This is a genomic window from Flagellimonas lutimaris, from assembly GCF_003581615.1.
Taxonomy (GTDB): Bacteria; Bacteroidota; Bacteroidia; order Flavobacteriales; family Flavobacteriaceae; genus Flagellimonas; species Flagellimonas lutimaris.
This window is the reverse complement of the sequence record NZ_QXFH01000072.1, coordinates 327,214-342,903: the sequence shown is the minus strand read 5'-3', so window position 1 is coordinate 342,903 and position 15,690 is coordinate 327,214. Positions and strand designations below refer to the sequence as shown.

Genomic DNA, 15,690 nt, shown 5'->3' with positions numbered 1-15,690 from the left:
TTTGATGAATACCCTAATTTGAATTGATGAAAACCCTTTCTGGGTTAACGGAAGATTAAAATAGAGGCCGCGGTTTCTTCTATTTCCTTTTTATTCATCATCATTTTGCGAAATTTTCCATTGACATACATTTCAGCTTGATCTTCATAGTGTTCACTCAAAGGATTTCCTGATTGCCCGGTTGGCAATATGCTAATACTGTTCTCGACATCGGAAAAATCAATGATACGCCTAGTTGATGGACCTGAACTTACTTTGTAAAATCCTGTGTCATCATAGGGAAATGATAGGTTATTGATAACCTCTCGTGTACCTTCAACAGGGAACGGACCCACATTGAAATACTTTCTTAAAGATTCCACTTGCCCGAATGGATGCTGATGCTCCAAAGTATGCACTCTATCCCAAGTCCACTGACTTGAATCTTCACCAAAATCCTTTACAAGGGAATTCCATGCATCGGCAAAAGATTTCATAACAATATCCTGCCTTGTTTCGACAACATCTGGAGTATTGACATTGTCCCACCATTCTCCACTCTGCATGCTAGACCCCCAAGCAATTTGTCTTTTAAATAAATGGGTCGATAAGAATTGTTTGAACATTTCGGGGCCCAATTCATCTTCCATGGTATTCTTGACCATATAATATAATGTCCTATGGTAAATCACTGGACTGGTTGTATTTAACGAGTATTTACCATTCCAATTCTTTAACGAATCCAACAGCACCAATTGCTCACTGTCCAAGTGGGTAACATCAAATAGTTTTATTAATTCGGAAACCACTTCTGTATTTACCGGGGAGGTAACGTCCAATATCATTTCGGATATTGACTCTTTATCCCAGTCATCCTTGGCATCCAACAACTGTACTATTCTTTTAGCTCGATTTTCGGGAAGATAATATCCCGGATATAGCATTCCCGCAATAGAATCGGGTTGATTGTTGGCGGAATACACATAGTTCCAGGGCGGATTTTCAGCCATTGGATTTTCTGAAAAATCTAAATAACGTAGCGGCTCTTCTTCTCCCGATGCTCCATCCAAAACAAATTTGGTAGAGACACTGTCCGGCATCTGGTACAGTTTTGCCGTGGCCCACCATGCCACATTGCCCTCTGCATCACCATACATTACATTAAGCCCTGGTGCATGGATGTTGGGTAAAGCGCTTTTAAACTCTTTCATGTTTGCCGCATGGCTAATGCCGTAAAGTGCATGCATCACCATGTTTTTGGGTTTTGTATAAATCCAGGACATGGCGATTGGTCTTTCCCCGGAAATTTGATCCGCTATATTGTTTAAAACAGGTCCATGATGTGTTTTTTTATAGGTAAAGGCCACATCCTCCCCATCTTTTACTTTTATGGTTTTGTTTACAAATTCATAGTCCTTCCAACCCTCTGCGGTTTTGTATTTAGTGCTGTCCGATGGATTGGATTCTTCGTAATAAAAGTCGATATCATCATTCTCGAACATAGTTAAGCCATAGGCTAATTTTCGGTCGTGACCAAGCAATGGAAAAGGTACACCGGCTAAATGATATCCATATTTCTCATACCTTGGAGTGCTCACATGGGCCTCGTACCAAACAGATGGTTGCGCAAAACCAATATGTGGGTCGTTTGCAAATATAACCTTGCCATTTTTTGTTTTTTGTGGAGCGATTACCCAGCTATTACTTCCTTCGAACTGTGGAATAGGGAGTTTATCCAAAGCCGATGTTACACTTGCTGTGATATTGGTTCCCAAAGTATCCGTTTTGAAACCTTTGTAATTTTTGATCCAAACGGTAGAAGTGTCCGAGTTTATAGCCAAATCCTCCATGTACTCTTCACCCAATTTGTTTCGCATACTGGTCAACAATGGGTCTGTTTTGTGTGCCATTGCAAAACTGAAGGCCATATATCCCACAGCATTGTACACATCTTCAATGGTGAAGGGTTCCTTTTCCAAACCGGTCAAATAAAATTCGACGGGTGTTGGCCCATTTTTAATAAACTCATTAATGCCATCCAAATAGGCTTGGGCAAGCACTATGGTTTCACTTTGTTTATCGAGATTTGATACGGTTGATTTTGTATGGTCATCTATACCCATTGTAAGAAAAAACTTATCTGTTTTAATCATATCCTCACCAAAAACCTCGGAAAGCCTTCCTTTTGCAACTCGGCGAAGCAATTCCATTTGCCACAAGCGGTCCTGCGCATGTACATAACCCAATGCTCTCATTGCATCTGGCTCGTTATCCGCATAAATATGTGGAATTCCGTAGGTGTCAAAATAAGTTGTTACCTCATTGGAAATACCAGGTAGGGACTTTTCCCCTCCATAATCCGGCTTAAGGCTATTTACAAATATGGCAATGCCAATAATTACAAGTAGAAGCAGTCCTGCGAGTACAAGAAGTACCTTTTTGTATTTTTTCACGAAGAAGGGTTAAGTCAATTAGTCCATCCTAAGGTATAACTATTTTCTTATATGACTAAAAAAATATATTGACAAATATCAATTATTTGTTCATGGAAAGTTGGTGTTTTTCCAAACCAGACTTTAACCATGTTTCATAGGTCTCGACATCAACATATTGAACCGCCTCGTTCAAAATTTCCAAGTTTGGGGAAAGCAACACATAATACGGCTGTGATGCTGCATTAAAATTAACGGTTTGGAATGTTCCCCATTTTTGACCTATGGTCTCAATGGCTTTTACTCTACCGCTATCAAATTTAAAATCGAATTGCTCTGATTCAGGAAGCTCCTTTCTATCATCCACATAAAGGGAAATCAACACGTAGTCTTCTTTTAGGATTGGATAAACACTAGGGTCGCTCCAAACGTTTTCTTCCATTTTTCTGCAGTTAACGCAGGCCCATCCCGTAAAATCGAGTAAAATAGGTTTGTTTGCTTCTTGTGCATAAGCTACACCCTCTTCAAAATCCTTAAAGCAATCTAAACCTAAAGGACAATCACTTTCCGTTTCCACAACACTGTAAAAGCTTGGTGGTGGAAATCCACTAAGTAGTTTCAAGTTACTGATATTGAAAAGTCCCAGAACCAAATAAACGGTAAAAGCCAAACTTGCTATTCCCGTTAATTTTCTGGCAGGTGAAAGATTCTTTTTAGGTCCATCATGCGGGAACCTGAAGATTCCGAAAAGATATAAAGTCATCAAAATAAAGAGTACCACCCAGATACCTATAAATATTTCTCTTTTAAAGATGCCCCAGTTACCAACCAAATCTGCATTGGACAAGAATTTAAAGGCCAAAGCCAGCTCCAAAAAGCCAAGTACCACCTTAACTGTGGTCATCCATCCGCCGGATTTTGGCAAGGAGTTCAACCAAGCCGGAAACATAGCGAACAGAGCAAATGGCAAAGCCAAGGCCAAACCAAAGCCAACCATCCCAGAAGTTAAATTAGTCGCCACATTACCTTCCGCAAGGGTTGTACTTCCTAAAAGTCCGCCCAAAATTGGTCCAGTACATGAGAATGACACGATGGCCAAGGTCAACGCCATAAAAAAGATACCTAATCCCCCTCCTACTTTGGATGAGGCCGAATCCATTTTATTGGCCCAAGAACTGGGCAAGGTCAATTCGTAATAGCCGAAAAACGAAAAGGCAAAGAATACAAAAATCACAAAGAAGAACACATTGAGCCAAATATTCGTGGCTATGGTGTTCAATATTTGTGAGTCTACCGAATTGAACAAATGGAAAGGCAAACTCAACAAGAAATAAATTAATACGATGAAGAATCCATATAACAGCGCATTGGCTATTCCCTTGGACTTGTTCTGTGATTGTTTGGTGAAAAAGGAAACTGTTAACGGAATCATGGGGAAAACGCAGGGCGTCAACAATGCAATTAGCCCACCAATGAAACCAAGACCAAAAATCACCCATAGATTGGATTTTCCTTCGGAATCCGTCACTCCGGATTGATTCAAGAGGGTTTTGTTTTTTAAATCAACCTTGAGCGATTCCCCCAGGGCGACACTTCGTTCGTCCAAGGATGTTTCTTCTGCCACAAACCCACTTCCATCCAACGAAATCTGAAAAAATTCATCAACAGGAAGACACACTTCCTTGCAAATCTGATAAAACAGGTTTACTGAAATTTGGTTGACTTCAGGATTTAGCAATTTTATTTTCTGTGTGAAGATGGCCTCTTTCTTAAAGAACGTCTCCTCTACTTCAAAAATATCGCTATACTCTTTTATAGTTTCACTTTCTTCAGTTTCACCGATGAGTTCGTAGTCTACACCAGCTTTTTCAAAAGTAAATTCACTAGGTAGAGAGCCTCCTTCGGCAGTGTATTGTGAATACACATGCCAGCCGTCCATGATTTTACCTTTGAACACTAACTCGAATTCCGTATCGGATAATTTATGTACTTCGTGGCTCCAAACTGCAGGATTCTCATCCGTTTGTGCAAAAGTGATTAGATTGATGAAGAATAGTCCTAAAAACAGTACTAATGATCTCATGTGTGCAGTGTAATCTTTATTATTTGTTGGGTTGAATCCTCAACCTTGAATCGTTCGTCGGCTCTTTTGCCCACAACCCAAACAATTTCATTGTCCGAGCAGAGCAACCATTGTTTTTCTTTGGAAATTACATCCATTTTCTCGTCTTTGAAAAACTTGGATAGTTTCTTTTTCCCCTTCATGCCAAAAGGATAAAAATAGTCGCCTTTTTCCCAATTCCTTAACACTAACGGAAAGTTTAACTTTTCCTTATCCAAAAAGACGACATTTTGATCTTGGTTTTCAAGGTTTTTAACGTTCTCCAGTTTTAGTGTGATGGGCGACTCGGACGCAGTTTCATCTATATAGACAGGGTATGTTTGGCTTACCCTATTTTTTATTTCAGAAAGAATAAGGCAATCCCTATCCTTGAGCAATAGATGGGTTTTGGAAACTACTTGCTTTCCACTCATTGCGGTCAATAGGGCTTTTACATCTTCCCATTCCGTAAAACCGTAATCTTTAAACAATCCATACAGGTACGACTCCAAGGGCTGTAACTGTTCCAGTTCTGCAATGTTTATTTTGATGGCTCCATCCCTCGGCTCAAACAATTTAGCCTTTAACTCATTTAAATTATTGACGACCAAATCGTTGGTTTGCTGTAAATGATTTTGGGTGTTCAGGAAGTTTTGCAAAAAAGTAGGATGCAATTCCTTTAAAATCGGTACAATTTGATGACGAATCTTGTTCCTAAGATATTTGGAACTCGCATTGCTACTATCTTCTCGCCATTCAATACTTTCTGAAGTGGCATACTCAACAATCTCCTCTTGAGAAAAAGGGAGCAAAGGACGAACCACTTGTTCATTCACTTCGGGGATTCCAGAAAGACCATCGATGCCCGTTCCACGAGATAAGTTAATCAGGAAGGTCTCCAAACTGTCATCGGCATGGTGGGCGGTCAGCACATAATCAAAACCTTTGGTTTTTAAAAGTTCATCAAACCATTGATAGCGCAGTTCCCTTGCTGCCATTTGTACTGAACCTCGATGTGTTTCGACATATTGCTTGGTATCGAAAGTCTTTACATAAACCTCAACTCCAATTTTAGATTCCAATTCGCGTACAAAATCTTCATCACCATCGCTCTCTTCGCCTCGAAGATTAAAATTACAATGGGCCAATGCAATGTCTAAGTTAGCTGCGACACACAAATGAGCCAACACTACACTATCCGCACCTCCGCTGCAGGCCAATAGCAGCTTCTTTCCTTTTAGGAAAGGCATTTTGTTGCTAATGTGCTCTTTGAACTTTGGGAACATGACGCGAATTTACAAATTAACCCTTAGCCTTCTTCCAATACCGTTCGCATAGCTTTAGCTTTTAGCAAACATTCTTGGTATTCATTTTCCGGATTGGATTTTGAAGTTATGGCACCTCCTACAGAATAGGACACATACTTTTTGGTCGCGTTGTACAAAATACTTCGAATCACAACATTAAAGTCGAAATTACCGTTTGGGTCAAAGTACCCCACTGTACCGCTATACAAACCCCGTTTAGTCTCTTCCAATTCCTCAATAATTTTCATCGCCGAAATTTTCGGAGCTCCCGTCATACTCCCCATGGGAAAGGTTTCTTTAATAAGCTCTACTGGATTCTTATCCTTGGAAACCGTTGAAACTATGGTCGAGATCAATTGATGTACTTGCTTAAAAGTGTATGCCTTACATAGTTCTTCAACTTGCACTGAACCTTTCAATGCACTCTTGGACAAATCGTTGCGAACAAGGTCGGTAATCATAATATTTTCTGCTCGCTCCTTTTCATCTTTGGTCAATGCTATTTTGATTCTTTTGTCTTCATCTTCATTCTTTCCTCTTGGCGCAGTACCTTTTATAGGTTGGGAAATCACTTTTTCACCTATTTTTTTGATATAACGTTCCGGTGAAGCACACATCAAATACCTGTTATCTAAATTTACAAATGCAGCAAAAGGTGGTTCGGATATCGCATTGAGCTTACCATAGGTTTCCCACGGATCAATAGAAACGTCTTCTGCATAAAACTCCTGGCAAAAATTGGCTTCGTAAATATCTCCTCGGTGGATGTGCTCCAGAAATTGATTGGTTTTTTCGAAATAGGCATCCTTATGGATTCGCATTTTAATTTTGATGGGGTCAGTTCCCTTTTTGGATGCATCGGTTGACCGATACTTGGTGATTTCGGCATAATCCGACTCAATTTCGTTGGCAAAGGCCTCTAAATACTTAAAATGAAGCTGTCCTTCATCAACAATTATTATTTTATTGGGCTGAAAAAACTGTAGCACTGGGAATCCAAGAGCATCAAAGTTATTGGAAATCAATTCTTCCAACTCATTTTTAAAATCATAGGAGAAATAACCAAAGAGCCAATCCTTTTCATGCTCCATAAAGGTTTGGAGCTCATTTAAACCAGTTACTACATGAGAAGTCCCAACGGCCAGGCAAGCTTCAAAACTGGAATATGGGTCTCGATGTGAATTACTATCTAACCAAGCAACTTCCTGCCGCCCTCTCGACCATTGAAACAGCGCAGTCTTACTTTGTATAGGAGAGGTGATCTTAAATGAACGGTGTTTTCGCAATACCTACTATTTTAACGAATCCAAAAAGGTGTTCAATGCAGTTTGATGTTCACTCTTTAGGTCTTCGTCTAAAATGCCATCATCACTAAAGTTATCATTAAAAGATTTTAGGGAAAATGTGGCCAAGACCTCACCCCCAAACTTCGGTAACATATTTTCCAAGACCCCCAAAGACCTTGCCCCACCAAACCTTCCTCCTGAAGCGGACATTAGTAATACTTTTGTGTCTTCCAAGAAATTTCTATCCAGTCTCGAGAGCCAATCCAATACATTTTTAAAGTAGGCTGAAGGATTTCCATTATGCTCATTTGCCGATAAGATAATCCCGTCTGATTTTTTGATATCATTTTCCAATTTCACCAAAGCATTCGAAAAGCCATGTTCCTTTTCGCAGTCTTCACTATACATGGGAAATGGATGCTCTGCCATATTGAGTATCTGAATATCATGGCTTTGCACTAAAGAAATCGTATGTTTTACCAATTTAAAATTGATAGAAGTTGAAGAATTGCTTCCGGCAAATGCCAAAATTGCAGCCATAGTATAAAATCATTGATTGTTTCGCTAAAATACCCCAATCGGAGCAGAGATGCGACTATTTTGCATATTTTTGGTGCAAAGAACATCCAAACTGCCTGCAAAACAAGTATATAGGTTGAACGTGAATCAGATGACAGCCAAAAGCAATAGGTTATTTTTTATTGACGCCATGCGTGCATGGGCCATTTTGATGATGCTGCAAGGACACTTCATTGATGGTTTGTTGGACCCTGTTTTTAGGGATTCCAGCAACCCTGTTTACAATGTTTGGCTTTACTTTCGTGGGATTACCGCCCCTGTCTTTTTTACTGTTTCCGGTTTTATTTTCACTTACTTGTTGATTCGGGTTCCGGAAAATGGAATGGATAACCCAAGAGTTGCAAAAGGTATCCGACGCGGACTACAACTATTGGCGATTGGTTATTTACTTCGATTGAACCTTGGTGGACTCTTAAAAGGCGAAATCTACAACGCATTTTATTTGGTGGATGTACTTCATTGCATAGGCCTTTCTATTTTAGGATTGATCAGTGTTTATGTGCTTACCTCCAAGAGAAAAAAATATGTATTCCCACTGGTTTTAGTGGGCATCACCTTGTTACTCTTCTTGTTTGAAAGAGTTTATAAAGATTGGTCTTTTGCTTTTCTTCCCAATTTTATAGCCAACTATTTCACCAAGGCCAATGGTTCAGTATTTACGATTATCCCTTGGTTTGGTTATGCTACATTAGGTGCCTTTATTTCAGTGCTTTTCACACGATTCAAGAACTATAAGTATTTGTATCCCGCTGCTATTTCCATTGCTTTAGGGGTTGGCTATTTATTAATCTATCAAACATCCAATGCTTTTGCTGGACTTTATAAATGGACTGGGCTGGAATTGTTCAACCTAATATTATCCAACAACTATTTATTTATCCGATTAGGGAATGTATTTGTAGTTTTTGCTGTATTCATGGTACTTCGCCAGTTTATGACGAACAAAACCGTTTTAAAAATCGGGGCAAGTACACTTTCCATATATGTGATTCACTTCATCATACTTTATGGTAGTTTTACAGGTTTGGGGTTGTATCGATTCTTTAACCACTCGCTTTCTCCTGAAATCGTAATTCCAGGTGCTCTCGCTTTTATGATTGCCTGTTCCTTTTTAGCTTTAAAATACAACCAGTATGAAGCGAACATTAAATCGCAAATTGGTTTGGGTATTTCTTATACCAAATCCCAGTTTATTGAATTGAAAGAAATTTCCATTCCCGTACTACGAGAGATTTACATTAGAGTTCGACTATTTCTTCGAAGAGTTCTACGTACAGTAAGAAGCTAAAAAAGCACCCAATCCCAAGATTGGATGCTTCATAATCTTTGATTATAACTTCTTTACCTATACATGCAAGGCTCTATCATCAGTGGCAGCCAATGCCGCTTCTTTGACAGCTTCGGCAAAGGTCGGGTGAGCATGGCTCATACGCGAAATATCCTCCGCTGATGCCCTGAATTCCATTGCAGTCACACCTTCAGCAATTAAATCGGCGCATCTCGCACCTATCATGTGTACTCCCAATACCTCATCCGTGCTCTTATCGGCAAGAATCTTCACAAAACCATCAATGTCCATACTAGCTCTGGCTCTACCTAAGGCACGCATCGGGAATTGACCTGACTTATATTCTACACCTTCCTCTTTCAATTGCTCTTCCGTTTTTCCAACAGAAGCAACTTCTGGCCAAGTGTAAACCACTCCAGGAATCAAGTTGTAATCGATATGCGGTTTTTGTCCGGCCAAAATTTCAGCAACCATAGTACCTTCTTCTTCAGCTTTGTGGGCCAACATAGCACCTTTTACTACATCACCTATGGCGTAAATATTAGCTACATTGGTCTGTAAATGCTTGTTCACCTCTACTCTACCTCTATCATCTAATTTTACTCCAGCAGCTTCGGCATTTAATCCTTCAGTGTAAGGTTTACGGCCAACACTTACCAAGCAGTAGTCACCTGTAATGGTTACTTCCTTGCCTTTTTTGTCATCGGCTTTCACAATTACCTCATCACTTTTTCGCTCCACAGATTTTACTTTGTGAGATAGGTTGAACTTCACCTTTTGCTTTTTCATCACCTTGGTAAGTTCTTTGGACAAAGCGCCATCCATTCCTGGTATAATTCGGTCCATATACTCCACTACAGTAACATCGGCGCCCAAACGCTTGTATACTTGACCCAATTCCAAACCGATGACCCCACCACCGATCACGATCAAATGTTTGGGAACTTCTTTAAGTTTCAAGGCTTCCGTGGAGGTAATAACTCTTTCTTTATCAATTTCAATAAAAGGCAAGGATGAAGGTTTAGAGCCCGTAGCTATGATAATGTTCTTAGCTTCTATGGTTTCCTCACCGTCCTCTTTTGCAATATTGATATGTGTAGCATCCTTAAAACTTCCTACTCCGTGGTAGACATCGATTTTGTTTTTGCTCATCAAAAACTCGATACCCTTGGTGGTTTGGTCGACCACGCCTTGTTTACGGGCAATCATTTGCTCCAAGTTCACTTTTACTTCCCCCGGAATATCGATACCGTGCTCCTCGAAGTGCTTTATGGCATCCTCGTAATGGTGCGATGAATCCAAAAGTGCTTTGGATGGGATGCAACCTACGTTAAGGCAAGTGCCTCCGAGGGTTGCATACTTTTCTATTATTGCCGTTTTCATTCCCAATTGGGCACATCGAATGGCCGCTACATAGCCTCCAGGTCCAGAGCCAATGATAGCTACATCATATTGATTCATATTATATTATTTGTAAGGATAATTGCTAAAAGATTTGTTTTTTAAAAACAACTGTAAAAATACAAATGTTTTTCGGGACAGTACCAATGTATTCGGGAGATGATTTAGAAGTTTGATTTGAACGATGAGATTATTGGAAGGTTGGATTATTAGATTGTTAGATTTCTGGAAACAAGTACCCTGAGCATAGTCGAAGTGTTGATGTTAGAAATGAAATATCTGAATTAAGGCATAAGATGTCAGAAGTGAGATGGTGGGATTGTGGAATTCTTGGATTTTTTGGGCTCAAAGGTGATTGGGTTAAAAGGTAGTCGGATTGTTCGTTGTTAACTGTTAATTGCCTCCTGCGAACTGAGTTCTGAATTCGTACTTCCAACTTCTGCCTTCTAAATATGCACCGAAGGACTGTTCTTCACTTCATTGATCACAAAAGAACTTTGAGTATTCCCAATATTGGTGATGGCAGTGAGTTTAGTGACCATAAACTCTCGATAACTCTTCATATCTTCAACAAAGATTTTCAAAATATAATCGTAATCCCCACCTACATGAAAGCATTCGGAAACCTCTTGAAGCTGTAGCACCTCGCGTTCAAATTTCAAGACATTTTCCTTGGTATGCTGCACCAACCGTATTTGACAGAGTACCATAAAATCGCGTCCAACTTTTTCTTTATCCACCAAAGCAGCGTATTGGGTAATCACCCCATTACGCTCCAGACGACGAATTCTCTCATAGACCGCAGTTTTGGACAAATGCAAAGCATCTGCATACTGCTTTGTTGTCTTTTTGCAATCTTCTTGGAGCAATCTCAATAGCTCAATGTCCACTTTATCCAGTTTCATACCGACGATTTTTCTAACTATAACGGCTAAATTCCAATTTTAATGAACAATTACCTAATTGTTTTATAATTTAGGACTAATATTCCTTATTTAAACATGTCTATTGATTTTGGGTCTATCAATTTATACTTTTATCAAAAACTGAACATTATGGACTATAAAGCATCAGAACACATACAAGACCTACAATATTTTGGTGAATTCGGAGGTGTAAACCCTTCTATATCAGATTCATCAACTTACACTTTTCTTTCTGCAAAAACCATGTTCGATACTTTTGAAGGGAATACCGAAGGCTGCTACCTGTATAGTAGACATTCCTCCCCTTCCAATTTATACTTGGGTGAAGCCATGGCGCAACTGGAAGGAACAGAAGCTGCCAATGTATACGCCAGCGGGATGGGTGCCATTACTGCAGTTATCCTTCAACTCTGTGATTCTGGCGACCATATTGTATGTAGCAGAACCATTTATGGGGGTACCTATGCCTTCTTAAAGAACTTTGTGAAGAAATTCAATATCTCAGTTTCCTTTATAGACATTACTGATTTGGAAACGGTCAAGAAATCCATCACACCAAAAACTAAAATGATATACTGTGAGGCGGTGAGCAACCCTTTATTGGAGATCGCCGATATCCCTTCGCTGTCCAAAATCGCCAAAAATAACGAGATGCCATTGGTGGTCGATAACACCTTTTCTCCTTTGACAATAAATGCTGCACAATTGGGAGCCGATATTGTGGTTCACAGCCTTACCAAGTTTATCAACGGTAGTAGTGATTGTGTGGCGGGAGCCGTTTGTGGAACAACAGATTTTTGTCTCAGTTTAAAAGATGTGAACAACGGAGCTGGAATGCTCTTGGGAAGCACTTTGGACAGTTTGCGGGCTGCTTCAATCCTTAAGAATATGCGAACACTGCATATACGTATTAAAAAACATAGTGAAAACGCCCATTATTTGGCAAAACAATTTGAGAAAGACGGTTTAAAAGTGGTATACCCTGGTTTGGAAAGTCATTCTGGCCATGATTTGATGAAATCCCAGATGAACCACGAATATGGCTTTGGCGGCATGCTCACTCTAGATGTTCGTTCCGTAGAAAGGGCCAACGCTTTGATGGAACTTATGCAAAAAGAAAAACTGGGCTATTTAGCAGTAAGCCTTGGGTTCTATAAAACCTTGTTTAGTGCTTCGGGAACTTCAACTTCTTCCGAAATTCCAGAAGAAGAACAAAAAGAACTGGGTCTTTCCCAAGGACTCATCCGTTTTTCAATCGGATTGGACAACGATATCCACAAAACATACATCACCATGCGTGAGTGTATGGACAAGCTAGGTATTTTATCTCCCGATGCAAGTTTGGCCTAAGAAGTAAACCGACGTTGTTTGCACAACATAGTGCAAAATCGTAATATTACCTTCTAACAAACTCAGACCAAATGCCGAAAAAAGCGGAAAAGCCAAAATTTAGGGAAGATGAACACATTGTAGAAAATAAAAACTTAACTATTGCCGAAGCACTTATACCTGTTTTTGCATTGGTCGCCATGTTGGCCTACAATGTTTATGTTTTTGGGGATGATGCCCTAAGTGGTTCCAACCAATTTATTTTATTAATGGGTGGTGCAGTGGCTGCCATTGTCGGGTTTTTTAATAAAGTTTCTTATAAGCAGATGATTGCTGAAGTTGCCGAGAATGTCAAGTCCACTACAGGAGCTTTACTTATTCTATTGATGGTTGGTGCACTTTCGGGCACTTGGTTGGTCAGTGGTATTATTCCTGCTATGATTTATTACGGGCTTCAAATCTTGAATCCCACAATATTTTTGGCCGCTAGCGTTATTATTTGTGCCATTATTTCCATTGCTACAGGGAGTAGCTGGACTACGGCTGCAACTGTTGGTATTGCATTGATTGGAATTGGTGATGCCTTAGGGATTTCGTTGGGAATGACTGCGGGCGCAGTGCTTTCCGGCGCTTATTTTGGAGATAAAATGTCGCCATTGAGCGACACCACGAACCTTGCTCCCGCAATGGCTGGCGGAGATTTGTTCTCACACATTCGCTACATGACTTATACTACGGTTCCTACAATTATTGTGACCTTGATTGTATTTATCATTTTAGGGTTTACGATCGATACTACAGGTGTTGCGGACACTAGTTCACTACTTGACAATATCAGTTCAACCTTCAATATAAATGGCTGGTTGTTTTTGGTGCCTTTGGTGGTTATTGGTTTGATTGTAAAAAAGGCCCCACCATTAATGGCACTTTTGATAGGCACGCTGTTAGGTGGTGTTTTTGCACTTGTTTTTCAGCCAGACATTGTTGCAAACCTGGGCGGTGGTGCAGCTTTAAATTTTGAATCCGGTTATAAAGGTATTTTAAATGCCATTACCATTGATACATCTATTGCAACTGACGACCCAGCTCTTAACGAACTTTTCTCCTCTGGAGGGATGTCAGGAATGTTGGGAACCATTTGGTTAATTGTCTGTGCCATGGTATTCGGAGGTATTATGGATGGCATTGGAGCTTTGGAAAGAATTACAGAATCTCTCCTAAAATTGGCAAAGACCACTTTTGGATTGTTCGCCAGTACCGTAGGAAGCTGTTTGGCATTGAACGTAACCGCATCCGACCAATACCTGGCCATTGTAGTTCCCGGAAAAATGTTTTCCAAAGCCTACGAGGAACGTGGATTGGCCCCAGAAAACCTAAGTCGGTCCCTAGAAGATTCGGGAACCGTAACTTCAGTATTGGTACCTTGGAACACCTGTGGAGCATATCACAGTAGCGTTTTAGGTGTAGGGGTTGGTGAATATGCCCTTTATGCCGTTTTTAACTGGCTTAGTCCATTTATGACATTGCTTTTTGCTGCGTTCAGTATTAAGATCAAGCAGCTTGCAACAAGTACAGCTGAATAAATTTTCATTTTACTTTATAAACAAAAACAACTTCATTAAGAAGTCACTAAAATTTGGATACAAATTTTGCTTTAACATCAAAAAACACAAGCTTTTTTTGATGCATAGTCACGGTTTATCAAACTATAAGAAATACTAATTTTCAAGTTGAAAAAAGCCGTAAATCCGCACTATTTTTGCTATTCGAAATTCTAAAAAAATCCAATAAATGACTTTAGTAGGAAGAAAATTTCCAAACATTGAAGTAAACGCCATCGACGAATTAGGCGACACATTCAAAATCAACATTTTAGAGAAAGCGAAAGCCGAAAACAAGAAAGTTTTACTTTTCTGGTACCCAAAAGATTTCACTTTTGTTTGCCCAACAGAGCTATTTGCATTTCAACAAAACCTAAGTGAGTTTGAAAAGAGAAATACCATTGTTATAGGAGCTTCTTGTGATACTGCCGAAGTACATTTCGCATGGTTGAACACCGAAAAAGACAATGGAGGAATCGAAGGTGTATCCTACCCTATCGTTTCTGATAGCAATAGAAACCTAGCGACTGCCTTGGGTATTTTGGACATTATGAAGGAAGACTACAATGAAGAAACCAATTCTGTTGTAGTTGAAGGTGACAATGTAACCTACCGAGCTACATATTTGATCGATGAGGAAGGAACTGTATTCCACGAGAGCATTAACCATATGCCATTGGGAAGAAACGTAAAAGAATTTTTGCGTTTGGTAGATGCCTACACCCACGTACAAGAAAAAGGTGAAGTTTGTCCAGCAAACTGGGAAGAAGGAAAAGAAGCAATGAATGCTGATAGAGCTGGTGTTTCCGATTACTTGGCTAATCACGTAAACTAATTGCTATGATTGTAGAATTGGACAAAGACAACTTAAGCGAGGTCATTGCCGACAATGACAACGTAGTAGTGCAGTTCAGCGCATCTTGGTGCGGAAACTGTAGAATTATGAAGCCAAAGTTCAAAAAGGAAGCCTCTTTGAACGAGAACATAAAGTTTGTAATGGTCGATGCCGAAAAATTCCCTGAATCCAGAAAACTGGCCAACGTGGACAACTTGCCCACATTCGCAGCTTTTTCAAATGGATCTTTGAAGAATCAGGTGCAGACCAATAAGTATGATGTTTTAAAAGACTTGATCAATGAAGTTGCCCATAATTAAACAATTGGTCAATTTTGCCGAAGAGCACGATGAGGACTATCTGCAGGAAACCGCAGATACGCTTGAAAGCGTTTGTGAGGTTTCCAGTTTAAAAGATGAGGAACTGGATATGATCGGTGAGTTGATCTCCAATATTTATGGAGCCCTCGAAGTATCTGGAGAAATCAAAAATGGAGCTTCAAAAAAAGAAGCCCTGAACGGCTTTATGACCAGGGTACTCGGGTCCATAGACAAGTAAGGGACATTGACATAAACATTGAAAATAAGAACCTTCCCGTAACAAACTTCGGGAAGGTTTTTTTAAGT

The 15,690-nt window shown here is 39.8% G+C and carries 13 protein-coding genes; 6 read left to right on the top strand and 7 right to left on the bottom strand.

Annotated features, from left to right (window positions below; genetic code table 11):
• Positions 1-44: 44 nt before the first annotated feature.
• The 5 genes from D2V08_RS11430 to D2V08_RS11410 all read right to left on the bottom strand — a co-directional run bounded on the left by D2V08_RS11430 (position 45) and on the right by D2V08_RS11410 (position 7,645).
• The gene (locus D2V08_RS11430) at positions 45-2,432 is read right to left on the bottom strand and encodes a penicillin acylase family protein (protein WP_119608274.1); all 2,388 of its coding nucleotides are present in this window, start codon (positions 2,430-2,432) and stop codon (positions 45-47) included.
• 82 nt (positions 2,433-2,514) lie between these two features.
• Positions 2,515-4,494, bottom strand: coding sequence for a protein-disulfide reductase DsbD family protein (locus D2V08_RS11425; protein ID WP_119608273.1), 1,980 nt, complete (start codon positions 4,492-4,494; stop codon positions 2,515-2,517).
• Positions 4,491-5,798, bottom strand: a complete 1,308-nt coding sequence (gene tilS, locus D2V08_RS11420) for a tRNA lysidine(34) synthetase TilS (protein WP_119608272.1) — start codon at positions 5,796-5,798, stop codon at positions 4,491-4,493. Before tilS ends, D2V08_RS11425 begins: the two co-directional genes overlap by 4 nt.
• 23 nt (positions 5,799-5,821) lie before the next feature.
• Entirely contained in the window at positions 5,822-7,105 is a 1,284-nt protein-coding gene (locus D2V08_RS11415) for an anthranilate synthase component I family protein (RefSeq protein WP_119608271.1), read from the bottom strand.
• A gap of 6 nt (positions 7,106-7,111) precedes the next feature.
• Positions 7,112-7,645 carry an NADPH-dependent FMN reductase gene (locus D2V08_RS11410; protein ID WP_119608270.1) on the bottom strand — a complete coding sequence of 178 codons (534 nt, stop codon included), beginning with the start codon at positions 7,643-7,645 and terminating at the stop codon, positions 7,112-7,114.
• A gap of 130 nt (positions 7,646-7,775) precedes the next feature.
• On the opposite strand from D2V08_RS11410, the gene D2V08_RS11405 reads away from it, so the two are divergent.
• Positions 7,776-8,972, top strand: a complete 1,197-nt coding sequence (locus D2V08_RS11405; RefSeq protein WP_119608395.1) for a heparan-alpha-glucosaminide N-acetyltransferase domain-containing protein — start codon at positions 7,776-7,778, stop codon at positions 8,970-8,972.
• Positions 8,973-9,029: 57 nt separating this feature from the next.
• Here D2V08_RS11405 and lpdA read toward each other — a convergent pair whose 3' ends face one another.
• The gene (lpdA, locus tag D2V08_RS11400; RefSeq protein WP_119608269.1) at positions 9,030-10,433 is read right to left on the bottom strand and encodes a dihydrolipoyl dehydrogenase; all 1,404 of its coding nucleotides are present in this window, start codon (positions 10,431-10,433) and stop codon (positions 9,030-9,032) included.
• A 386-nt stretch (positions 10,434-10,819) separates the two neighbouring features.
• Entirely contained in the window at positions 10,820-11,278 is a 459-nt protein-coding gene (locus tag D2V08_RS11395; RefSeq protein ID WP_119608268.1) for an Lrp/AsnC family transcriptional regulator, read from the bottom strand.
• A gap of 150 nt (positions 11,279-11,428) precedes the next feature.
• On the opposite strand from D2V08_RS11395, the gene D2V08_RS11390 reads away from it, so the two are divergent.
• The 5 genes from D2V08_RS11390 (at position 11,429) to D2V08_RS11370 (ending at position 15,622) form a co-directional block, all read left to right on the top strand.
• Positions 11,429-12,649 (top strand): aminotransferase class I/II-fold pyridoxal phosphate-dependent enzyme, encoded by a 1,221-nt coding sequence (locus D2V08_RS11390; protein WP_119608394.1) that lies wholly within the window; start codon positions 11,429-11,431, stop codon positions 12,647-12,649.
• A 71-nt stretch (positions 12,650-12,720) separates the two neighbouring features.
• Positions 12,721-14,211, top strand: coding sequence for a Na+/H+ antiporter NhaC (gene nhaC, locus D2V08_RS11385; RefSeq protein ID WP_119608267.1), 1,491 nt, complete (start codon positions 12,721-12,723; stop codon positions 14,209-14,211).
• A gap of 208 nt (positions 14,212-14,419) precedes the next feature.
• Complete coding sequence (locus tag D2V08_RS11380; RefSeq protein ID WP_119608266.1) at positions 14,420-15,064, top strand: peroxiredoxin; 645 nt, start codon at positions 14,420-14,422, stop codon at positions 15,062-15,064.
• A 5-nt stretch (positions 15,065-15,069) separates the two neighbouring features.
• On the top strand, positions 15,070-15,384 hold the full coding sequence (locus tag D2V08_RS11375; RefSeq protein WP_119608265.1) for a thioredoxin family protein: 315 nt from the start codon (positions 15,070-15,072) through the stop codon (positions 15,382-15,384).
• Positions 15,365-15,622 (top strand): DUF6952 family protein, encoded by a 258-nt coding sequence (locus D2V08_RS11370; RefSeq protein ID WP_119608264.1) that lies wholly within the window; start codon positions 15,365-15,367, stop codon positions 15,620-15,622. Before D2V08_RS11375 ends, D2V08_RS11370 begins: the two co-directional genes overlap by 20 nt.
• Positions 15,623-15,690: the final 68 nt, after the last annotated feature.